This is a genomic window from Asticcacaulis sp. DW145 (assembly GCF_037101385.1).
Taxonomy (GTDB): Bacteria; Pseudomonadota; Alphaproteobacteria; order Caulobacterales; family Caulobacteraceae; genus Asticcacaulis; species Asticcacaulis currens.
Genome location: NZ_AP029024.1, coordinates 1,630,802 through 1,651,415 on the forward strand (window position 1 = coordinate 1,630,802; position 20,614 = coordinate 1,651,415).

The following is a 20,614-nucleotide window of genomic DNA, read 5'->3' on the forward strand; positions in this document are numbered from 1 at the left end:
GATACTGCAAGTTTCGGTCCGAAACTATCAAGGAAATTGTAGACGGTTCGATGACAGGACCACCGATTTTTCGGCTCCGCCCTCTTCCTCTTCAATCCCAGAACCATGGGTCATGTTCAACGACCGTGGTATCAGAACATCGTCGAGTCGAGGATGCCCTTCATCCAGCGCGGATGTTCGAGCACCTTGCCGCACCCAATGGCCACGCATGACAGCGGGTCTTCGGCAATCGTCACCGGCAGGCCCGTCTGATCGCGGATTTCCGCATCAAGACCGCGCAGCAGCGCACCGCCGCCGGTGAGCATGATGCCCTTGTCCGCGATATCGGCCGCCAGTTCGGGCGGCGTGGCTTCGAGTGCGACCTTCACGGCTTCGATGATCTGCGCCACCGGTTCGGCCAGCGCCTCAGCGGCCTGGCGCTCGCTGATGCGCACTTCGCGCGGCACGCCCTGCATCAGGTCGCGGCCCTTCACTTCGATGGCCAGACCTTCGCCATCATGCGGAACACGGGCGGTGCCGATGTCCTTCTTGATGCGCTCGGCCGTCGTTTCGCCAATCAGCAGATTGTGGTTGCGGCGCATGAAGTTGGTGATGGCCTCGTCCATCTTGTCGCCCCCGACGCGCACCGACTTGGCATAGACGACGCCCGACAGCGACAGGACGGCGACTTCGGTCGTACCGCCGCCGATATCGACGACCATCGAACCCGTCGGCTCGTGGATAGGCAGGCCTGCACCGATGGCGGCGGCCATGGGCTCAGGCAGGAGGCCGACGCGACGCGCCCCGGCGTTGAGACACGAGTCGTTGATGGCGCGGCGCTCCACGGCGGTGGCCCCCGACGGCACGCAGACGATGACCTTGGGGTTCACGAAACCTTTGCGGTTGTGGACCTTGCGGATGAAGTACTTGATCATTTCTTCGGCGACTTCGAAGTCGGCAATGACCCCGTCGCGCATCGGACGGATGGCTTCCATATGGCCCGGCGTGCGGCCCAGCATCTGCTTGGCCTCAATGCCCACCGCGTGGACGACCTTGCGTCCGCCCATATTGCGCAGCGCCACCACCGACGGCTCATTGAGCACGATGCCCCGCCCCTTCTGATAGACCAGCGTATTGGCCGTGCCGAGGTCGATGGCGATATCGTTGGAGAAGCTGCCGAAGAAGGGCTTTAACATTGAGCACTACCGCGAGAAATTTGTCTGGGAGGTGGCCGGGATACCGGCGGCGCAGGGGCCCCGTAAGGGCGTCGCGCCGCGAAAAACACGCGCCGTCCGCAAGGGGAAAACTCCCTTGCCCTTATCTCGCGTCAATTTCAAGGCCTTCAAAAAAAAACTTCGAATCACCTTGAAACGCACGCCTGTAAACTATTGATTTTCGTCAGTCCCGCCGGAGGGGTTGCGGCTTTCGCGCCACTTGTCGATCAGATGCCGCGTCAGCACCACAAGACCCAGCCAGACCAGACCGATCAGGGCAATCAGCAATGTCCCCTTCCAGTCGCCGCCTTCGACGATGCGCGTGAAGACATCCCCAAACACGGCCACCAGAGCCGTCTTCGGTATCGAGCCCAGCGCCAGCCCCAGCAGAAAGCCGGTGAACGGGGCTTTCGACACCCCAAAGGCCATGTTGACGATGATAAAGGGCGCCGAAGGGACATTGCGCACGATAAACGAGGCCGAAAAGGCATTACGCCCGATATAATCCGACAGTCGCCCCAGATGGCCGCCCCCGATACGGTTGAAGGTCTCCGCCCCGATCAGACGCCCCGTGTAGAAGGTCACTGCACCCGATACGACGGTCGCCACCCAGGAATAGAGAAAACCCAGCCACGGCCCGAAGGCGACCACGCACGCCGCGATCAGCACGAACTGCGGCGCGCCGATATAGGCGGAGAGGGTAAAAACCGCGATGACTATAAAAATGCCCCAGGGGGAATCCCGATATTCGGCCATCCACAGCTCGAACTCGTGCGTCACCTCATGACCAAAATCGGTCTTGCCGATCAGGAAGATGGCGCCGATCATGGCAAACAGGGCCAGCGTCACCCAGATGGCACGTGCCGTCTTGGCGTCCATTTCGAACAGGAAGTTACAGCAGCGCCGCCACAGGGGCAGCGGGCTGTCGGCGCGATCGCGCCCCGCGTCGTGAGGGTCAGGCGTTTCGGTCATGAGTTCGCTATGTGCGACGGACCGCAATCGAAATCAATACGACCGGTACAAAGTTTCTGCGCGGTGGACCGATCGGGTAAAACCCTTGCGCTCAGGGTCGGGCCGAATGCCCGCGCGCGGTCATCCACAGCTTGCTCGGCGTCACTTTTGACCCTTGTGTAATTTTTTTATTTCCCCCCATTGCCAAGCGGCGCAGTTTCCGACTTTACTGTCAAAAGTAATGGAGGCCCTCATGGGTTTCACCCTGTCGCAGGCACAATCGTCTTCCTCTCACGCCGTGTACGACCGGGCGGTTGCCTATGGTCTTGTCGGCATTACGGGCTTGTCGATAACCGTGTGGGCGGCGGTGGCGCTATTGATCGCCCTCTGATCATAACAACGCCCTCTCAAACGCTTAAAGGCCGCATCGAACACCGATGCGGCCTTTTCGTTGTGTAAAATCATAACGGAAAGATCAGGCGCTGAGCGCTTCCATCTCTTCGTCCGAGATGTCGAAATTGGCATAGACCGCCTGTACGTCATCATCGTCATTGAGCGCGTCGATCAGCTTCATCAGCGTCTTGGCCGGGTCGCCGGTGATAGGCGACAGGGTTTGCGGCTTCCAGATGAACCTGGTGGACTTGGGATCGCCCAGCACCTTGGCCACGGCTTCGGTCACGGCGTTGAGGTCTTCATAGGCCGTAAAGATCAGGTGGCCGCCGTCTTCCTCGTCCTCATCGGTTTCGACATCGGCAGCCCCGGCTTCGATGGCCGCTTCCATGATGGCGTCGGCAGACCCGGCCTTCAGCGGATACTCGATCTGACCCATGCGGTCCCACATGAAGCTGACCGAGCCGGTTTCGCCCAGATTGCCGCCGAACTTGGTGAAGTACGAGCGCACATTGCCGCCGGTACGGTTGCGGTTATCGGTCAGGGTTTCGACGATGATGCCGATGCCCTGCGGCCCGAAGCCTTCGTAGCGGATTTCTTCCATATTGTCGGACTCACCGGCCGCCCCCTTCTTGATGGCGCGGTCGATATTGTCCTTTGGCATGGACTCGGCCTTGGCGTTGTTGACCGCCAGACGCAGACGCGGGTTCATGGCCGGGTCAGGCATACCCGACTTAGCGGCCACGGTGATGTCGCGCGCCAGCTTGGAAAACAGCTTGGAACGGGCCGCGTCGGCGCGGCCCTTCTTGTGCATGATGTTCTTGAATTTACTATGGCCAGCCATGGGATTCACTCACGTAAAAGTTCGGCGGAGCCGAAACGTTTACGTGGCTCCATAAGGCGATAAATCTCTCGGGGCGGCCCGTCGAGATTTTCACATGATTGTTTTTGGCGGGAGTCTGGCCCTTCATCAGGGCCGTACATCACCGGAATGCGCTGCTTCTAAACCGAAACCTGAAGTTCTGGCAACACCGTCTTAAGCCGTCCGCCTAGGCGGATGGGCTCGATGCGCGTGGCCAGTCCCGTCTTGTCATCCGTCTCGACAAAGACGCCGCACAGGGTCGCGGGGCCGGAGGCGGGCTTATAGCGCTCCTTGCCGATGCGCGTGGTAAAGCGGCGCAGCGGCTCTTCCTTGTCCATGCCGATGACGCTGTCGTAATCGGCGCAGGCCCCGGCATCGGTCTGATAGGCGGTGCCACCGGGCAGGATCTGCGCGTCGGCGGTCGGTACATGGGTGTGGGTGCCCACCACCAGTGAGGCGCGTCCGTCGCAAAAATGCCCCATGGCCATCTTCTCGGACGTGGCTTCGGCGTGGATATCGACCACCACCGCGTCGGCCACGAGACCCAGCGGCGCGCTTTCCAGCGCCTTGTCCACCGCCGCAAACGGGTCGTCCATCGACGCCATATGCACCAGACCCAGCGCGTTCATCACCAGAATCCGCTTGCCCGACGCCGTTTCGAACAGATTGACTCCCCGCCCCGGCACATCGGCCAGAGGCGGATAGTTGAGGGGGCGGATCAGGCGCGGCTCACGCACAATATAGGTCAGGGCCTCTTTCTGGTCCCAGGAATGGTTGCCGAGCGTCAGGCAGTCCGCACCAGCCTCGAACAACTGATTGGCGGTGTTTTCCGACACGCCAAAGCCGGAAGCAGCGTTTTCAGCATTGACGATGACAAATTCGAGGTCGAGGGCCCGGCGCACAAAGGGCAGATGTTCGGAAACGGCGTCGCGGCCGGCCCGGCCGACCACATCACCGAAAAAAGCAAAGCGCATCAGGTGTTCTTTCTAATCTCTATCACGCCCTGTTCGGTAAGGACGGCATCGAGACGCTGATCGTGGGGTTCGGTGGGCACGCGGGCGACCTCCTGAGCGGAAAAGGCCACGCCCCATACCTGCAATGGATTTTCATTACTCCGATTTACGGAGCGAAGATAGTCCAAAGCGCGGTCGTAAAAGCCGCCGCCATAGCCCAGCCGCCCCCCCTGGAGATCAAAGGCCAGAAGCGGTGCCAGAATGAGATCGGGAAACACCTCCGGCGCATTGGGGTCGGGCTGCTGCGTGCCGAACGGCCCCGCCAGCAGCGGCTCGTCGAGAGTGTAAGCGCAGAAGATCATACGCCCCTCCGCTTCGATACGGGGCAAGGCCAGAATGTAACCGCGCGCCTGAAAGCGCCGCAGCAGGGGTCGGGGGTCGATCTCATCCTTGATGGGGTAAAAAGCGGCCACGACCGCTGCTCTGGGCCAAACCCCGCGCGTCACAAAGGCCTCGGCCATCCGTTCGCCCGCATCCGGCGATGCGGCGGCCAGCGCGGCCCGCCGGGCTTTCATCTCTCTGCGCATGGCGGCTTTGGCGTCTGACATGAGCGTGTAGAGCGCTTTCCGAAAAATGGGACGCACTTTTCGGATAAAAAAGCGCGTTAAACCAGAAATTTAGAGCGTGGCTTCGATTCAATCTGAACGAAACACGCTCTAAGGCCATGCCAGACCGTAAAAAGCAAGAGCCCCCTCCGGAGGGAACCGAAGGGGGCGCAGGCTTAGTTGTCTGTGTCGTTTGTCTTCTTCGAATCGAAGGGGAAGGCCCCGGTCGGATGGGCGTCGCCCTTCGGCTTGATCAGGATGGACAGGATCATGGTCAGGACCAGTATCGAGGCCGTCGCCGTCAGCGACCACACAATCGGGATCTTATAGACGTCGATCAGCAGCATCTTGGCACCAACGAACACCAGCACCAGCGCCAGACCATAGGGCAGCAGGTGGAACTTTTCGTGCATCCCGGCCAGCAGGAAGTACATGGCGCGCAGGCCCAGAATAGCGAAGACGTTAGACGTCAGGACGATAAACGGGTCGGTGGTGATGGCGAAGATAGCCGGGATGGAGTCCACCGCAAACACCACGTCGATAATACCGATCAGGATGACCACGATCAGCAGGGGGGTGGCGATACGCTTGCCATTCAGGCGGGTGAAGAAGTTTTCGCCATCATAATTGGGGGAGATGGTGAAGGTCTTACGCACCCATTTCAGGGCCGGATTGCTTTCCAAATCAGGCTCCTGACCGGCGGCCAGCCACATCTTGAAGCCGGTGAACACCAGAAACGCGCCGAACACGTAGAGCACCCAGTGGAACTGCGCCACCAGCCACGCCCCCACCACGATCATGCCGGCGCGCAGGACCAGCGCCATCAGAATCCCGATCATCAGCACGCGCTTCTGATACTCTGCCGGCACGGCGAAATAGGTGAACAGCATCAGGAAGACGAAGATATTATCGACCGCCAGCGCCTTTTCGACCAGATAGCCGGTGGTAAATTCCAGCGCCTTGGTATTGGCCAGCGCCTGAGCGGCGGCATCGCCCGTCAGACCGCCCATCTCCCACCACATGATGCCGAGGAAGACGAAGGAGGTGGCGACCCAGATCAGCGACCAGATGGCCGCTTCGGTCATCGAGACCTTGTGCGCGCCCTGTTTGTTGAGGGCAAAAAAGTCGATAAACAACGCGACGACGACAAAGGCCGCGAACGTCCCCCACATCAGGGGCGTAGCAATGGTTTCCATAGGTGAGACTCAATCTCTCAGAGGTTGACAAGGACAGGCCCATCGGACCCGTCCTCAGTCTCGCCACGCCGCCGAAACGGTGTCTGATGCCGGAGCTACGCTCGTGTTGACGACATCAAACGATCGCACACGGCGATCTGGCTACTCCCTGAGGATAACCGTCTTATTTCAGACGAAGACGGTGGCTGTCAAGTTGGCTTTGTAACGATTGTGCGGTTTAAATCCCCGCAAGCCCGACTTGCATGGGTGATGGCGGCGCCAAGAGAGGCTTAAAAATACGACTTAGCCACCCCAAAAGGGTGGCGGCGCCACGGGAACCGTTGCGAAGCGTTTAAATCCACTCAGACCTGACGTATCAGGTGGGAGCCATATGATAGGGACCACGATCCCAGTCAGGGACAGCTCCCGTTCTAAGAGATTAAGGTCAGAAGGATTAGGTGTTCGCTGACGTGAGCCGCAGCACGACCCGCCATCACACAATCTAGGCGCAACACTGCGCCCTTACAAGGGGGACCAGCGCAGGCTTTTGTAAATCCATCATAAAGCGATGACCTTGTCCTGAGCCAGACAAACACGACACCGATGTCATAAAAAATGACTTCACAGACATTCAATCCCGGATTATGAAATCTCCCCATAACAAAATCATTCCAGGGACACTGATCATGCGCAGTTTCAAGCTCAGCCTGCTGGCGACGGCCGCCCTCGGCTTCGCCTTCGTCTCCACCGTTCCCGCCCTGGCTCAGGCGCCTGCGGCGGCCGAAGCCCCCAAGGCCACGCCGTGGACCGACACCCGTCTGGACGCCGACACCCGCGTCGAGCTTCTGCTCAAGGAAATGACGCAGGACGAAAAGCTGAAACTGGTTTTCGGGCACTTTGCCTCTGCCGGTGACTGGCTCAATGCGCGCGGCGACATTGCCGGGCTGAACTGGAAGCCGCCGGTCGAAAGCCACCACCAATCGGCCGGCTTTGTCTTCGGCGTGCCGCGTCTGGGCATCCCCAATCAGTGGCAAACCGACGCAGGCGTCGGCGTCGCCTCTCAGGTCGGTGATAAGCCGCGTCTGCGCACCGCCCTGCCGTCGGGCATGGCCACGGCGGCAACCTGGGACCGCGACCTGGCCTTCAAGGGCGGCGCGATGATCGGCCGCGAAGCGCGTCTGTCGGGCTTTAACGTGCAACTGGCCGGGGGCGTCAACCTGATGCGCGAACCGCGCAATGGCCGTAACTTCGAATATGGTGGCGAAGACCCGCTGCTGGCCGGCGTCATCGTCGGGGAGCAGATCCGCGGCATCCAGTCGAACAAGATCATTTCGACGGTCAAGCACTACGCCTACAACGCGCAGGAAACCAACCGCTTCACCGCCTCCTCCAATATTTCGGACAAGGCGGGGCGCGAATCCGACCTGCTGGCGTTTCAGTTCGCCATCGAAACCGGCAATCCGGCCTCGGTGATGTGCGCCTATAACCGCGTCAACAATGTCTATGCCTGCGAAAGCGACTATCTGCTGAACGAAGTCCTGAAGAAGGACTGGGGCTATAAGGGCTATGTGATGTCGGACTGGGGCGCGACCCATTCGACCATTCCCGCTGCCAATGCCGGCCTCGATCAGCAGTCGGGCTATCCGTTCGACAAAGGCAACTATTTTGCGGGCCCGCTGAAAGAAGCGGTGGAAAATGGCTTTGTGAAGCAGGAGCGCCTCGACGACATGGCGCGCCGCATCCTGTGGGGCCTGGTTTCGACCGGCGCGTTCGACACGCCGGTGCCGGTGGCCGAGGACCAGATCGACTTCAAGGCGCACGCCGCCGTCACTCAGGCTGATGCCGAAGGCGGCATAGTGCTGTTGAAAAACACCGGACTACTGCCGTTGGCCACGACGGCCAAAAAGATCGTCGTCATCGGCGGCTATGCGGATAAGGGCGTGATTTCCGGCGGCGGCTCGTCGCAGGTCTACGGTCAGGGCGGCAACCCGGTCAAGGATCTGGGCCTGGGCCCCAAGGCCTTCCCCGGCCCCCTCACCTACTATCCGGACCCGCCGGTCGAAGCGCTGAAAGCCCGCACCAGGGCCGACGTCGTCTATCATGACGGCAAGGATGTGAAGGCGGCCGTGAAGGCGGCCAAAGGCGCGGACGTGGTTATCGTGTTCGGCACCCAGTGGACGGGCGAATCCATCGACGCCGAACTGAAGCTCGATGAAAACGCCGACGCCCTGATCGACGCGGTGGCCAAGGCCAATAAAAAGACCGTCGTCGTGCTGCAAACGGGCGGGCCGGTCTTCATGCCGTGGTTGTCGAAGGTCGGGGCCGTGGTCGAAGCCTGGTATCCCGGCACCAAGGGCGGCACGGCCATTGCCCGCGTCCTGACCGGTGAAGTCTCGCCATCAGGCCGCCTGCCGGTAACCTTTGCGGCCTCGCTCGATCAGTTGCCGCGCCCCAAGCTCGACGGTGACCCCAAGAGCGACACGATCCGCACGCAGGTCAATTACGACATCGAAGGCGCAGCCATCGGTTACAAGTGGTTCGACAAGAAGGGCCTTAAGCCGCTGTTCGCCTTCGGCCACGGCCTGACCTATTCGACCTTCGGCTACAGCGACCTGAAGACCTCGACGGCGGGGGACAGGCTGAGCGTCAGCTTCACCGTGACCAATACGGGCAAGGTCGCCGCTTCGGACGTGCCGCAGGTCTATGTTTCGGCCCCGGCCTCGGCGGGCTGGGAAGCGCCCAAGCGCCTCGGCGGCTGGGACAAGGTGGCGCTGAAACCCGGCGAGTCGAAGACGGTGACGGTGGCGGTTGATCCGCGCCTTCTGGCCAGTTTCGACAGCGCGTCAAAGACGTGGAACGTCGCCGCCGGTGCCTACGACGTGATCCTCGCCCGCTCGGCCACGGATGCCGTCAGCAAAACCAGCGTCACGCTGAACGCTCAAAAGTACGATGTGAGAGGGAAGTAACATGGCTGCGGCAGAGGACGATCGCCTTGAGGTTCTGCCTATCCTGCCCAGCCTGTCACTAAGCGAAACCCAGAGCTTCTACAGTGAGTTTCTGGGTTTCGACGCCACCGTGTTTGAGGATCACAACTATCTGATCCTCAGACGCGATGCCTTCGGTTCACCGATTGAACTGCACTTCTGGCTTACGGATCGCCGCGACCTGTGTGAACAGAGCGCGGTCTATATTCGCGGGGGCAGCATAGACAGGCTGCACGAAGAGTTCAGGCAAAAGGAATGTCTGCATCTGTCGCCCATCCTGCCGAGGCCGTGGGGCATGACCGAATTTTACGTCCATGACCCGCATGGGAATTTGCTTAAATTCGGACGCGTGAGCGACGAAAGCCGCCCATAGATGTTTAGTCCCTCGCCGGGCGGTGGCTGCGCCACCTTGGCCGCCGCCTCAATGGCGGCTTGAGCGGAATGATTCCATGAGAAATCATTCCGCCTTAAACTTCACCGACCAGCTTTTCCAGCCGTTCGGCGGCGTCGGAAATGGCAAAGGCCGCCTTGCGTTCGATCTCAAAGGCTCCGGCGGACATGCGCGCCTGCGCCGACTGCGCCTCTTCGAGTTGTGCGCGCAGTTCTTCCATCTCATCGACCAGCAGCAGGGACGCCATCAGGAACAGGCGCACCTCACCGATCGCCCCGACGTCGGACACCACCATTTCCACGTGGTCATTAAAGACGCGCGCCAGTTCCTGCACACGCGCTTCCTGACCGTCGGCGCAGCCCACCGTATAGGGCTTGTTATTGACCTTGACCGTAACCTCAGCCATCAGGCGGCCTGCTCGTTGAGAAGTTGACGGATATCCTTGGCGGCGACACCCAGTGCCTCAAACGCCTCGGAGGCGGCGGCTTCGAGCGCTTTTTCACGCACCTTCAGGGCGTCAATTTCCCCCTGAAGACGGCGCGCCTCGGCGGCGTTTTCTGTCGGAGACGAATCGCCTCCCTGGGTTTCGCTGCGCTCTTTGAGATCGCGTATACGCGTTTCCAGCGCATTGAGCGCATTGTCCAGACGCTCGACCGCCGCTGACAGACTGGCGCCCGCGACCGGAGAAAGCTGAGCCGTGTTCTGAGCATTTTCCATGGGTTGACTGTACTTCCTAAAGGCCTGCTTCACAAGTCATGCAGCCTGAAAGGCGAAAATTAGCCCTAGACACCCCTGCGGAGCCAAATTCCTAAAACTCGAATATGGCCATTGTCCGGCAGATGGGCTAAAGGACCGCGCAACCTCACCCCCCGTATTTGTTTGAGAATGCCATGTCCCTGCCGCCGATCCCTGGCCTCCCCACTGCCAAGTCGTCCCCGACCGTGATGGCGGATGCGATTCGCGTCCTGTCGATGGAGGCGGTGCATCGCGCCAAGTCCGGCCACCAGGGGATGCCGATGGGCATGGCCGATGTGGCGACCGTTTTGTGGACGAAGTTCCTCAAATACGATCCGAAAAAGCCCGACTGGGCCGACCGCGACCGCTTTGTGCTGTCGGCGGGTCATGGCTCGATGCTGATCTATTCGCTGCTGCACCTGACGGGTTTCAAGTCGGTGTCGATGGAAGACATCAAAAACTTCCGTCAGTGGGGCTCGACCACCGCCGGCCACCCGGAATACGGCCATACGGCGGGCGTTGAATGCACCACCGGCCCGCTGGGTCAGGGGCTGGCGACCGCCGTGGGTATGGCCATGGCCGAACGCCACCTCAATGCGCGCTTTGGCGATGAGATCGTCGATCACCGCACCTGGGTTATCGCCGGTGACGGCTGCCTGATGGAAGGCGTGTCGCACGAAGCCATCTCTCTGGCCGGTCGTCTGAAACTCAACAAGCTGATCGTGCTGTGGGACGACAACAACGTCACCATCGACGGCGTGGCGACCATTGCCGAAACCGGCGACCAACTGGCGCGCTTCAAGGCCGCTGGCTGGGCGGTAAAGGCCGTCGATGGCCACGACCATTCGAAGATCGCGGCGGCCATGCGCTGGGCCACGCAGCAGTCGAAGCCGGTCCTGCTGGCCTGCAAGACCCTGATTTCCAAGGGCGCTGGCCCCAAGGAAGGCGACCCCCATTCGCACGGCTACACCCTGTTCGACAGCGATATCGAACTGGCGCGCAAGGCCATGGGCTGGGAGGCCGAGGCCTGGACCGTGCCCGCGCCGATCAAGAAGGCGTGGGAAGCCGCCGGCCGCAAGGCCGCACGTCCGCGCAAGGCGTGGGAAGCGGCCCTGAAGGCACATCCGCAACGCGACGCCTTTGAGCGCGCCATGGCCGGCGACCTGCCCGCCCATGCGTTCGAGGCACTGGACGCCCACATCGAAAAGCAACTGGAACTGAAGGCGGGCGATGCGACGCGCTCGGCGTCCGGGGCGGCTCTGGCGCAGCTTGTGCCACACATCGACGAAATGATCGGCGGCTCGGCCGACCTGACCGGTTCGAACAATACCTTCGTCAAGGGCATGACCGCCTTTGACGCCCCGGCCTATGACGGTCGCTACGTGCACTACGGCATCCGCGAATTCGGCATGTCGGCGGCGCTGAACGGTATGGCTCTGCACGGCGGCATCATCCCCTATTCGGGCACCTTCTTCGTCTTCTCCGACTATTCACGTCCGGCAATCCGTCTGGCGGCCCTGATGGGCATTCGCGTCATCAACGTCCTGACGCACGACTCGATCGGCGTCGGCGAAGACGGCCCCACGCACCAGCCGGTCGAACATCTGGCCAGCTTCCGCGCCATGCCGAACCTCCTGACCTTCCGCCCGGCGGATATTGTCGAAGCGGCGGAATGCTGGAAAGCGGCCCTTCTTGAGCGCAAGACGCCGTCGCTGATGGTGCTGTCGCGTCAGAAGGTCCCGGCGGTGCGTCATCAGGGCGGCAACCTGTCGGCCAAAGGCGCCTATGAGCTGAAAGCCGCTTCCGGCGAAGCCAAGGTGTCGATCTTCTCATCGGGCACCGAAGTCTCGGTCGCCGTTGCGGCGGCTGAGGCGCTCGAAGCGCAAGGCATCCCGACCCGTGTCGTTTCAACGCCGTGCTGGGCGCTGTTCGACCGTCAGCCCGCCAAATATCAGGCCGAAGTCATTGGCAAGGCCCCGGTCAATGTCGCCATCGAAGCCGCGGTATCGCTGGGCTGGGAGCGCTTTATCGGGCAGGATGGTATCTTCGTCGGCATGAGCAGCTTCGGCGGCTCCGCGCCGCAGGACGTGCTGTATAAGCAGTTCGGCATCACCAAGGAGGCCGTGGTCGAGAAGGTCACGGCGAAACTGGCGGCCAAGGCGGGGTAATCACGGCTTTTGGAGCCCCTCTTTATCAGGTGCGGGCTTAGGTCCGCGCCTTTTGCATAGGTCAAAAGGTCACAGAAACCGATTGCACGGGTCAAAGCCGCGTGATCGGCCCTTTGGTGTTTGACGCGCCCTCTCTATGCCTGTACGGTCTTTGGCATCGACTTTTGAACTGCGACTTTCTACTGCGGCCCCGGCCGTATCTGCGAACTTCCTTTCATAGATCGACGACTACCACGCTGCCTTTGAAAGGAATTTATCATGAGCACAGGTACGGTTAAGTGGTTCAACGGAACCAAGGGTTATGGCTTCATTCAGCCGGACGACGGTGGCAACGACGTGTTCGTGCACATCTCGGCTGTTGAGCGTTCGGGCCTGCGCGGCCTCAACGAAGGCCAGAAGGTCACCTTCGAACTGGCCCGCGACAAGCGTTCGGGCAAGATGTCGGCTGAAAACCTTCAGGTCGCCTAAGCCTTTTCAGCTTTTGCTGAATGAAAAAGCCGCTCCATACGGGGCGGCTTTTTTGCATTTGCGCCGCGGCTGTGCCAAAAGCCCCCGATGCAAGACCCTGTACTCGATACCCTGTTCCGCCCGTTCGATGACGGCCTGATCGACTGGCCTACCACCCCTGCCCTCTTCCTGCGCGCCCGCTATGGCGCAGCCTTAAGCGGTGTGGACCGCACGCGCCTGATCTGCGAACAAAGCTTCAAACCCGAACACGACCGGCTGAAACAGGCGGGCTTCACCCTGCGCGTGGCCAGCGATACGGCACGCTATCCGCTGGTGATCGTTGTGCCGCCGCGTCAGCGCGAGGAATACCGCGCGCTTCTGGCCCGCGCCGTCGAAAACGCCGAACCTGGCGGCATCGTGCTGGCCTGCGTGTCCAATCTCGAAGGGGCCAAGACGGTCGAAAACGACCTGAAAACCCTGTGCGGTACGGTCGCCTCGCTGTCGAAGAACAAGTGCCGCGCCTTCTGGGCCACCACCGACGCGATCAACGCCGATCAGGTGGCGCAGTGGCGGACGCTCGATGCACCGCGCGCGATTGTTGATGGGCGCTTCCAAAGCCGCCCCGGCCTGTTCGCCTGGGACCGCATTGATGCGGGCTCTGAGCGACTGGTGGCGCATCTGCCCGCCTTAAGCGGCCATGGCGCCGATCTGGGCGGCGGCTACGGCTATCTGAGCGATGAGGTATTGCGCCGCCATCCGGAAGTACGCCTCGATCTCTATGAGGCCGAGCAGCGGGCGATAGAACTGGCCGAAATCAATCTCGACGCCTATGGCGAACGAGTCCGTTACCGCTGGCACGACGTGACCAAGGGTATCGACGGCCCCTACGACTTTATCGTCTCTAATCCGCCCTTTCATGCCGGGCGCGCCGATCAGCCGGAACTGGGGCAGGCCTTTATCCGCAGCGCCTCCGCCGCGCTAAAACCCGGCGGCAGCCTGTATATGGTCGCCAACCGCCACCTGCCCTATGAAGCCGGGCTGAAAGCCGCCTTCAAGAGCGTCAGCCTGCTGCACGAAGACCGCGACTACAAGGTCTATCGGGGGATTAAATGAGGCTGATCAAACTGCTGGCCAATCTCGGCTACGGGTCGCGCAAGGAGGTGCAGAAGTATATCCGCATGGGGATCGTCACCGACGCCGAAGGCAACGTCCTGAAAGACGACGCCAAAACCGCCCATGAGGATATCCGCTTCAATGAGCGCGCGCTCGATCCAGCACACGGCGTGGTGCTGATGCTCAACAAGCCGACCGGCTATGTCTGTTCGCTGAAAGACACAGGCAAGCTGGTCTATGAGCTGCTGCCACATCGGTTCAGCGAGCGTAAGCCCGTCCTGTCCACCGTCGGACGGCTCGATTCGGACACGTCAGGCCTGCTGCTGTTCACTGACGATGGCGACTATCTGCATCGCATCATCTCGCCCAAAAACCACGTCGCCAAAATCTACGAGGTGACGCTGGCCCGCCCGCTCGAAGGGCATGAGGCGGCGATCTTTGCCTCCGGTGAGTTGATGCTCGAGTCGGAAAAGACACCACTCAAGCCCGCCACCATGGAACAGACGGGCGAAAAGACCGCGCGCCTGACCCTCTATGAAGGGCGTTATCATCAGGTGCGCCGCATGTTCGCCGCTGTCGGCAACCACGTCGAAGCCCTGCACCGGGCGCAGATGGGGGATCTGACGCTCGGCGATCTGCGGCCCGGCAAATGGCGGCTTCTGACGACCGCCGAACGCGACGGTCTGCTGCAAAGCTGAGAAAAAAAGCTGAGAAAACGGCCTACTTCTTCTGTGGCCCGCACGCGTCATGATGGAACCTCAGGATGTCTCCTTTGGGGCCCTTGCCGTCCGGACCCTGCGGTGGTCTGGGCAGGGCCGGACGTTCATCGGAGTCGATAAAGCCGTTTTTATTGCTATCGGCGGCATCGAATTGCGCTTTCAGAGGGACCGAAACCTCCGCCCATGACAGCTTGCCGTCATGGTCCGTGTCCAGCGTCTCCAGCCGGGGCGGCCCCATCGGCGGGCCTTTGGCATCGGGACCTTCCGTGCCAACGGGTGCGCAGTGCGGAGGCCGGAAGGCCTCAAACTCAGCCTTGCTGATCTGGCCATCGCGATTGCTGTCCATCGCCTCGAAAGCCGGTGGCGGCGGGGGTGGCGGGGCCGCCTTGTCTTCGGCCCATACGGGCAGGCTTGCGACGATCAGGGCGCTGCCGGCCACAAGGCCGGACAGGAACAGGCGATTACGTGTCATGGGGTGTCTCCCAACATATGGAGGCCCCAGAATGCACGGGCGACATGTCCTCAGAATTTCAGTGTTGGTTGAAATTTGACCAAAATGTGTCTTGGTGTGTCCGGGCCGACATTCTGCGACCCAGATGTCGCGTCATAAGTCACGCCTGTTCCCGACTACACGTAAGATCTCTCATGACGCCCGACACCATCAGTAGCGCCCCCCGCCCGCACATCCTCGTCGTCGATGACGATTTCGACCTCCGCGAACTGATTTCGGGCTTCCTCAGCCAGAACGGTTTTGACGTCCACACCGCCGCCAGCGGGCGCGAGATGGATAAGGTGCTTCAACGCGGCGATATCGGCCTTGTGGTGCTCGACTACATGATGCCGGGCGAGGATGGCCTGTCGATCTGCAAGCGCCTGAACCAGAAGGGCGGACCACCGGTCGTTATGCTCTCGGCCAAGGGCGAGGAGATCGACCGCATCGTGGGTCTCGAACTGGGCGCCGATGACTATCTGGCCAAGCCGTTCCATCCGCGCGAACTTCTGGCGCGCATCCGGGCGGTGCTGCGTCGCGGCGAAGGGCGCGGTCAGGCCGAAAGCTCGCCCTTCACCGCCTTCTTTGGCTGGACGCTGGACAATATCAAGCGCACGCTGCAACGGCCTGACGGTGTGCAGGTGGCGTTGTCCAATGCCGAATTCGAACTGTTGCGTGTGTTTCTGGAACGACCGGGCCGCGCCCTCACCCGTGATCAGATTCTCGATCATCTGCATGGTCCCAACAGCGACAATTTCGACCGCGCAATTGACGTGCAGATTTCGCGCCTGCGCCGTAAGCTGAACGACGAGGCGAACGATGGTGAGGAAATCATCCGCACCATTCGCGGCGTCGGCTACATGTTCCGCCCCTTGAAGTAAGCCCTTCCCACCGTGACCCTGCCTTCCCTGCCCCGCGCCCTGAGCCGACTGCCTATCTTTACGCAGGTCATGGGCCTGTGCGTCTTCGTGCTGATTATCTCTATCCTGATCAATATTGCGCTGGTGGTGCTAATGCCGCCGCCCAAACCCTCCGGCTACACGCTGAGCGAGGCGGCCAGGGCGCTGAGCGAAGGACAGGTGAAACTGCGCAATGGCCGCACGCTCAAAACCGAAACCCTCAACACTCCGCCCGCCTTTATCCGCGAAAAGCCGCCGCATCCTTTCGGTGAAAATGGCTTTGAACGGCTGATGCGCCAGAGGCTGGCTCAATCCCTCAAGGTGCCGGAAAGCCGCGTCTTTATCGACGGCCGCCCGGACTTTCGCCGCAACCGCTTTGGCCCGGACCGCATGGTCTTTCGCCTGCCGGATCAGGGGCCGCATCGTCCGGACACTCGCGGCCCGGACACTCAGGCCCCCGCTAATCAGGGCCCCGTCGTTCGCAGCATGGTTGTCGAACTTACCGGTCGCCCCGGTCCGCAACAGCCGCCCGCCGCGCCCCCCGGCTCTGTGGCGGATGGCGCGACCCTGCACCGCATGCGTGAGGCTTTTCTGATCAACAACCTGCCGCCCGGCTTCAATGAGCAGATCACCTTCCCCGCCTTCCGCGCGGCGCTTCAGTTGCCGGACGGACGTTACCGCAACCTGATCCTGCCTCGGCAGTTTCCCGAACCGTGGCAGGTCAGTCTGCTGCTCGGTTTTCTCCTGACCGCCGCCCTGATTGCGCCCGTGGCATGGCTTCTGTCGCGCCGCCTGACGCAGCCGATCGCGGCCCTGGCCGAAGGGGCCGCCAAGATCGACTTCGATCCCGCCGCCGAACCCCTGAAGGAAAGCGGTCCCGCTGAGGTGCGGCAGGCCACGCAGGTGCTGAACGCCATGCAGGTCCGCATCCGTAAGCACGTCGAAAGCCGCACGGCGGTGATTGCGGCCATCGCCCATGACCTCAAAACCCCGCTGGCGCGGTTACGGCTGCGCATCGAAAGCCTGCCCGCCAGAGAGCGCGACAAGATTGCTCAGGACATCGCCCATATGGACAGCCTGATCCGTTCGGCCATGACCTTTGCTTCGGCGGACAAGATGGCGCAGAACGTGGTAAGGCTCGACCTCAGCGCGTTGGCCGAAAGTCTGGCCGAAGACATGGCCGATCTGCACAATGTGCAGATGGGTCCGATAGAACCTCGTCTGACCGTCAGGGCCGACAGCATCGCGCTCAAACGCATCCTGTGTAACCTATACGAAAACGCCCATCGTTATGCGGGCGGATCGCGGCTCAGCGTGCACCGCGACGGCGATCAGGTGGTGGTGACGGTAAGCGACGACGGTCCTGGCATACCGGAGACGGCACTGGAGACGGTGTTTGAGCCCTTCCACAGGCTGGAATCCTCACGTAACCGCGACACGGGCGGGGCAGGTCTGGGGCTCAGCGTCGCCCGCGCCCTGAGCGAGGCGCACAAGGGGACGCTGATCCTGCGTAACCGCTATGCCAACGGTCAGATCGCGGGGCTGGATGCGATCCTCAGCCTGCCTCTGGCCTGAGGGGCATCGTCCAAACCGCCCCTGTTACCTTACGAAACAAGGCGTGCACCGGGTAGCGCTACCACGCGCCGCAGCGCGGCATTTTACGCTTGACTTGGCGAGACTTAGTGACAAAACCAAGGTCGCAAAAACATGGATTTGCCGCCGGTTTCGACGGCCCTGAGCACAAGGGATGTGACAATGACTTTACGTGTGGCGATTAACGGATTTGGTCGTATCGGCCGTCTGGTTCTGCGTTCGATCATCGAGAACAACCGTACCGACATCGAAGTGGTGTCGATCAACGATCTCGGCCCGGTCGAAACCAACGCCCACCTGCTGCGTTACGACTCCGTGCATGGCAAGTTCCCGGCCGAAGTGAAGGTCGATGGCGACAGCCTGATCATCACCGCCAATGGCAAGACCTATGCCCCGATCAAGGTGACGGCGATCAAGAACCCGGCCGAACTGCCGCACGCGGCGCTCAAGGTCGATATCGCCATGGAATGCACCGGCATCTTCACGTCGAAGGAAAAGGCCTCGGCCCACCTCGAAGCCGGCGCGAAGAAGGTCATCATCTCGGCCCCCGGCGACAATGCCGACAAGACCATCGTCTATGGCGTCAACCACGACACCCTGACCGCCGAAGACACGGTCATCTCCAACGCTTCGTGCACCACCAACTGCCTGTCGCCGGTGGCCAAGGTCCTGTCGGACCTGTGCGGCATCGAGCGCGGCTATATGACGACGATCCACTCCTATACGGGTGATCAGCCGACGCTCGACACCATGCACAAGGACCTTTATCGCGCCCGCGCCGCGGCGCTCAGCATGATCCCGACCTCGACCGGCGCCGCCAAGGCCGTGGGCCTCGTCCTGCCGCACCTGAAAGGCAAGCTGGACGGCTCGTCAATCCGCGTGCCGACCCCGAACGTTTCGGTGGTGGACCTGAAGATCGTGCCGTCGCGCCCGGTCACGGTCGAAGAGGTCAATGCCGCCATCATCGCCGCCGCCGACGGCCCGATGAAGGGCATCCTCGCCTATACCGATGAGCCGCTGGTCTCTTCGGACTTCAACCACAACCCGGCCTCTTCGACCTTCGCGCTCAAGCAGACGCAGGTCATCGACGGTCAGTTCGTGCGCATCCTGACCTGGTACGACAATGAGTGGGGCTTCTCGACCCGCATGTCGGACACGGCCGTCGCGCTGGGCAAGTTCCTGTAATAAGATAAGCCCCGCCGGAGTGATCCGGCGGGGTTTTTATTGCAATCCGGGGGATGTGTTGTGGCTGATATATCTGAAGGAAAATCTATCGGTTTCAGACCCATACTTTGGCTTGGTCTTTCTTTTCTCGTTGGCGCTCTCTGGCTACCCGTCACATTCTTAGCCTTTATCTTGCCATACGCTGGCCCTTTGATAGTTATGCCACTCGCCTTCTCTCCCGTAGTCTACCTGATCATTTTTATCTCTAAAGCCGAACAAGCAAGGCGCTTGTCCGGCGATAAGCAGCAGCCATCCGTAGGCACTACAGTCGTGTTGACCGTTATCCAGTCCTTTTTGATAATCATAGGCGCCATTGCCTTTGCTTCCCTCGTCAGCAACTTGCCTGGCGCAAGCGAATGGATGGATATTGGCGGGCATATTGCCTGATATTTTTGTCGCCCCACGCCCCCCTACCCGATCCAATAATGAGCTTTCCATGACCTTCAAAACCCTTGATGATGTATCCGACCTTCACGGTAAGACCGCGCTGGTGCGCGTCGATTTCAACGTGCCGGTCGAAGACGGTCGCATCACCGACGACACGCGGCTGAAGGTGGCCTTACCGACCATCGAAAAGCTGCAAAAATCAGGTGCGAAAGTCGCGCTTCTGGCCCACTTCGACCGCCCCAAGGGTAAGGTCGTGCCGGAAATGTCGCTGCGGTTCGTCGCCCCGGCCCTGTCGGCACTGCTGGGCACCACCGTTGCCTTTGCCGATGACTGCGTGGGTGCGGACGCCGCCGATGTCCTGAAACTGTTGCCCGCCGGAGGCGTGGCCTTGCTCGAAAACGTGCGCTTCCATGCGGGCGAAGAAAAGAACGATCCCGACTTTGCCGCACAACTGGCCGCGCTTGGCGATATCTACGTCAATGACGCCTTCTCCGCCGCCCACCGCGCCCACGCCTCGACCGAAGGCGTGGCGAAACTTTTGCCCGCCTATGCCGGGGAGTCGATGCGCCGCGAACTGGACGCGCTGAACGCTGCACTGGGCACACCCGTGCGCCCGACCATCGGTATCGTCGGCGGTTCCAAAGTCTCCACCAAGCTCGACCTGCTGAAAAATCTGGTGGGTAAGCTCGATGCGCTGGCCATCGGCGGCGGCATGGCCAACACCTTCCTCTATGCCCAGGGACACGAAGTCGGCGGCTCCCTCTGCGAAAAAGACCTTAAGGACACGGCCCTCGAAATCCTGAAAGAGGCCGAAGCCAAAGGCTGCCGCATCCTGCTGCCGCTCGATGTCGTCGTGGCGCAGGACTTCAAGGCGCACGCGGCCAACCGCACGGTCGATCTGGGGCCCCCCCTCAGCGCTGACGACAAGATTTTTGACGCGGGCCCCAGAACGGTGACGCAACTGAAAGACGTCATCGCCAACTCCAAAACCCTGATCTGGAACGGGCCTCTGGGTGTGTTCGAACTGCCACCGTTTGACGCCGCGACCGTCGAAGCGGCGAAATTTGCGGCAGAACAAACGCAATCGGGTAAGCTGGTCGCCGTGGCTGGTGGCGGCGATACCGTCGCCGCGCTGAACCACGCCGGTGTGGCGCAGGACATGACCTTTGTGTCCACGGCGGGCGGTGCTTTCCTCGAATGGATGGAAGGCAAGGACTTGCCCGGCGTCTCCGCACTCGGTTAAGTGAAAAGGCTATCGCTCTGGCGTCAGGGAGCCAGAAGGACTAATATTTAAATGATTTTCAGACCTTGCGGCCTGAGACCGGAAACCGGCCA

21 protein-coding genes and 1 other RNA gene are annotated in these 20,614 nt (G+C 61.2%); 12 read left to right on the forward strand and 10 right to left on the reverse strand.

The genetic code is table 11. The annotated features are described in order from the left end of the window. Positions 1-131: 131 nt before the first annotated feature. Both AACH73_RS07515 and AACH73_RS07520 read right to left on the reverse strand, forming a co-directional pair. Positions 132-1,175, reverse strand: coding sequence for a rod shape-determining protein (locus AACH73_RS07515; protein WP_272741272.1), 1,044 nt, complete (start codon positions 1,173-1,175; stop codon positions 132-134). 189 nt (positions 1,176-1,364) lie between these two features. Next, positions 1,365-2,165 (reverse strand): TVP38/TMEM64 family protein, encoded by an 801-nt coding sequence (locus AACH73_RS07520; RefSeq protein ID WP_272741273.1) that lies wholly within the window; start codon positions 2,163-2,165, stop codon positions 1,365-1,367. A gap of 232 nt (positions 2,166-2,397) precedes the next feature. Between AACH73_RS07520 and AACH73_RS07525 the strand changes: the two genes are divergently transcribed. After that, entirely contained in the window at positions 2,398-2,535 is a 138-nt protein-coding gene (locus tag AACH73_RS07525) for a hypothetical protein (RefSeq protein ID WP_338734474.1), read from the forward strand. Positions 2,536-2,619: 84 nt separating this feature from the next. On the opposite strand, the gene AACH73_RS07530 is transcribed toward AACH73_RS07525, so the two are convergent. From AACH73_RS07530 to ssrS, 5 genes are all read right to left on the reverse strand, one after another. Beyond that, positions 2,620-3,378: a YebC/PmpR family DNA-binding transcriptional regulator gene (locus AACH73_RS07530; protein WP_338734475.1), complete on the reverse strand. Its 759-nt coding sequence runs from the start codon at positions 3,376-3,378 to the stop codon at positions 2,620-2,622. 158 nt (positions 3,379-3,536) lie between these two features. Continuing rightward, positions 3,537-4,370, reverse strand: coding sequence for a TIGR00282 family metallophosphoesterase (locus AACH73_RS07535; RefSeq protein WP_338734477.1), 834 nt, complete (start codon positions 4,368-4,370; stop codon positions 3,537-3,539). After that, positions 4,370-4,957: a 5-formyltetrahydrofolate cyclo-ligase gene (locus tag AACH73_RS07540; RefSeq protein WP_338734478.1), complete on the reverse strand. Its 588-nt coding sequence runs from the start codon at positions 4,955-4,957 to the stop codon at positions 4,370-4,372. Before AACH73_RS07540 ends, AACH73_RS07535 begins: the two co-directional genes overlap by 1 nt. Before the next feature lie 173 nt (positions 4,958-5,130). Further along, complete coding sequence (locus tag AACH73_RS07545; protein ID WP_272741278.1) at positions 5,131-6,150, reverse strand: TerC family protein; 1,020 nt, start codon at positions 6,148-6,150, stop codon at positions 5,131-5,133. Between the two features lie 301 nt (positions 6,151-6,451). Continuing rightward, positions 6,452-6,616, reverse strand: a non-coding RNA gene (ssrS, locus tag AACH73_RS07550) — 6S RNA. A 199-nt stretch (positions 6,617-6,815) separates the two neighbouring features. Here ssrS and AACH73_RS07555 point away from each other — a divergent pair. Together AACH73_RS07555 and AACH73_RS07560 are read left to right on the forward strand one after the other, a co-directional pair. Beyond that, on the forward strand, positions 6,816-9,095 hold the full coding sequence (locus AACH73_RS07555; protein ID WP_338734479.1) for a beta-glucosidase: 2,280 nt from the start codon (positions 6,816-6,818) through the stop codon (positions 9,093-9,095). Position 9,096: 1 nt separating this feature from the next. Next, a complete protein-coding gene (locus AACH73_RS07560; RefSeq protein ID WP_272741280.1) occupies positions 9,097-9,486 on the forward strand; it encodes a glyoxalase superfamily protein in 390 nt (129 codons plus the stop codon). A gap of 94 nt (positions 9,487-9,580) precedes the next feature. Here the strand turns inward: AACH73_RS07560 and zapA are convergent, their stop codons facing one another. Then, a complete protein-coding gene (zapA, locus tag AACH73_RS07565; protein WP_013479138.1) occupies positions 9,581-9,910 on the reverse strand; it encodes a cell division protein ZapA in 330 nt (109 codons plus the stop codon). Then, positions 9,910-10,221 (reverse strand): DUF4164 family protein, encoded by a 312-nt coding sequence (locus tag AACH73_RS07570; RefSeq protein WP_338734481.1) that lies wholly within the window; start codon positions 10,219-10,221, stop codon positions 9,910-9,912. Before AACH73_RS07570 ends, zapA begins: the two co-directional genes overlap by 1 nt. 227 nt (positions 10,222-10,448) lie before the next feature. On the opposite strand from AACH73_RS07570, the gene tkt reads away from it, so the two are divergent. The 4 genes from tkt to AACH73_RS07590 all read left to right on the forward strand — a co-directional run bounded on the left by tkt (position 10,449) and on the right by AACH73_RS07590 (position 14,665). Then, positions 10,449-12,407: a transketolase gene (gene tkt / locus AACH73_RS07575; RefSeq protein WP_272741514.1), complete on the forward strand. Its 1,959-nt coding sequence runs from the start codon at positions 10,449-10,451 to the stop codon at positions 12,405-12,407. 258 nt (positions 12,408-12,665) lie between these two features. Beyond that, complete coding sequence (locus AACH73_RS07580; RefSeq protein WP_013479141.1) at positions 12,666-12,875, forward strand: cold-shock protein; 210 nt, start codon at positions 12,666-12,668, stop codon at positions 12,873-12,875. Between the two features lie 87 nt (positions 12,876-12,962). Continuing rightward, on the forward strand, positions 12,963-13,967 hold the full coding sequence (locus AACH73_RS07585) for a class I SAM-dependent methyltransferase (RefSeq protein WP_272741282.1): 1,005 nt from the start codon (positions 12,963-12,965) through the stop codon (positions 13,965-13,967). Next, entirely contained in the window at positions 13,964-14,665 is a 702-nt protein-coding gene (locus AACH73_RS07590; protein ID WP_338734482.1) for a pseudouridine synthase, read from the forward strand. The genes AACH73_RS07585 and AACH73_RS07590 overlap by 4 nt, the downstream gene beginning before the upstream one ends. Before the next feature lie 22 nt (positions 14,666-14,687). On the opposite strand, the gene AACH73_RS07595 is transcribed toward AACH73_RS07590, so the two are convergent. Next, positions 14,688-15,158, reverse strand: a complete 471-nt coding sequence (locus tag AACH73_RS07595) for an EF-hand domain-containing protein (protein WP_272741284.1) — start codon at positions 15,156-15,158, stop codon at positions 14,688-14,690. Between the two features lie 173 nt (positions 15,159-15,331). Here AACH73_RS07595 and AACH73_RS07600 point away from each other — a divergent pair, with 173 nt between their 5' ends. The 5 genes from AACH73_RS07600 (at position 15,332) to AACH73_RS07620 (ending at position 20,522) form a co-directional block, all read left to right on the forward strand. Then, positions 15,332-16,057 carry a response regulator transcription factor gene (locus AACH73_RS07600; protein WP_272741285.1) on the forward strand — a complete coding sequence of 242 codons (726 nt, stop codon included), beginning with the start codon at positions 15,332-15,334 and terminating at the stop codon, positions 16,055-16,057. 12 nt (positions 16,058-16,069) lie between these two features. Continuing rightward, on the forward strand, positions 16,070-17,650 hold the full coding sequence (locus tag AACH73_RS07605) for an ATP-binding protein (protein WP_338734484.1): 1,581 nt from the start codon (positions 16,070-16,072) through the stop codon (positions 17,648-17,650). A gap of 180 nt (positions 17,651-17,830) precedes the next feature. After that, a complete protein-coding gene (gene gap / locus AACH73_RS07610; RefSeq protein ID WP_272741287.1) occupies positions 17,831-18,853 on the forward strand; it encodes a type I glyceraldehyde-3-phosphate dehydrogenase in 1,023 nt (340 codons plus the stop codon). Between the two features lie 60 nt (positions 18,854-18,913). Then, a complete protein-coding gene (locus AACH73_RS07615; protein WP_338734485.1) occupies positions 18,914-19,279 on the forward strand; it encodes a hypothetical protein in 366 nt (121 codons plus the stop codon). A gap of 49 nt (positions 19,280-19,328) precedes the next feature. Then, complete coding sequence (locus AACH73_RS07620) at positions 19,329-20,522, forward strand: phosphoglycerate kinase (protein WP_272741288.1); 1,194 nt, start codon at positions 19,329-19,331, stop codon at positions 20,520-20,522. Positions 20,523-20,614: the final 92 nt, after the last annotated feature.

Bases quoted from the DNA above. Each gene is read 5' to 3' on its own strand.
- AACH73_RS07515 (WP_272741272.1), bottom strand. From the start codon at position 1,175: ATGTTAAAGCCCTTCTTCGGCAGCTTCTCCAACGATATCGCCATCGAC.
- AACH73_RS07520 (WP_272741273.1), bottom strand. From the start codon at position 2,165: ATGACCGAAACGCCTGACCCTCACGACGCGGGGCGCGATCGCGCCGAC.
- AACH73_RS07525 (WP_338734474.1), top strand. From the start codon at position 2,398: ATGGGTTTCACCCTGTCGCAGGCACAATCGTCTTCCTCTCACGCCGTG.
- AACH73_RS07530 (WP_338734475.1), bottom strand. From the start codon at position 3,378: ATGGCTGGCCATAGTAAATTCAAGAACATCATGCACAAGAAGGGCCGC.
- AACH73_RS07535 (WP_338734477.1), bottom strand. From the start codon at position 4,370: ATGCGCTTTGCTTTTTTCGGTGATGTGGTCGGCCGGGCCGGCCGCGAC.
- AACH73_RS07540 (WP_338734478.1), bottom strand. From the start codon at position 4,957: ATGTCAGACGCCAAAGCCGCCATGCGCAGAGAGATGAAAGCCCGGCGG.
- AACH73_RS07545 (WP_272741278.1), bottom strand. From the start codon at position 6,150: ATGGAAACCATTGCTACGCCCCTGATGTGGGGGACGTTCGCGGCCTTT.
- AACH73_RS07555 (WP_338734479.1), top strand. From the start codon at position 6,816: ATGCGCAGTTTCAAGCTCAGCCTGCTGGCGACGGCCGCCCTCGGCTTC.
- AACH73_RS07560 (WP_272741280.1), top strand. From the start codon at position 9,097: ATGGCTGCGGCAGAGGACGATCGCCTTGAGGTTCTGCCTATCCTGCCC.
- zapA (WP_013479138.1), bottom strand. From the start codon at position 9,910: ATGGCTGAGGTTACGGTCAAGGTCAATAACAAGCCCTATACGGTGGGC.
- AACH73_RS07570 (WP_338734481.1), bottom strand. From the start codon at position 10,221: ATGGAAAATGCTCAGAACACGGCTCAGCTTTCTCCGGTCGCGGGCGCC.
- tkt (WP_272741514.1), top strand. From the start codon at position 10,449: ATGGCGGATGCGATTCGCGTCCTGTCGATGGAGGCGGTGCATCGCGCC.
- AACH73_RS07580 (WP_013479141.1), top strand. From the start codon at position 12,666: ATGAGCACAGGTACGGTTAAGTGGTTCAACGGAACCAAGGGTTATGGC.
- AACH73_RS07585 (WP_272741282.1), top strand. From the start codon at position 12,963: ATGCAAGACCCTGTACTCGATACCCTGTTCCGCCCGTTCGATGACGGC.
- AACH73_RS07590 (WP_338734482.1), top strand. From the start codon at position 13,964: ATGAGGCTGATCAAACTGCTGGCCAATCTCGGCTACGGGTCGCGCAAG.
- AACH73_RS07595 (WP_272741284.1), bottom strand. From the start codon at position 15,158: ATGACACGTAATCGCCTGTTCCTGTCCGGCCTTGTGGCCGGCAGCGCC.
- AACH73_RS07600 (WP_272741285.1), top strand. From the start codon at position 15,332: ATGACGCCCGACACCATCAGTAGCGCCCCCCGCCCGCACATCCTCGTC.
- gap (WP_272741287.1), top strand. From the start codon at position 17,831: ATGACTTTACGTGTGGCGATTAACGGATTTGGTCGTATCGGCCGTCTG.
- AACH73_RS07620 (WP_272741288.1), top strand. From the start codon at position 19,329: ATGACCTTCAAAACCCTTGATGATGTATCCGACCTTCACGGTAAGACC.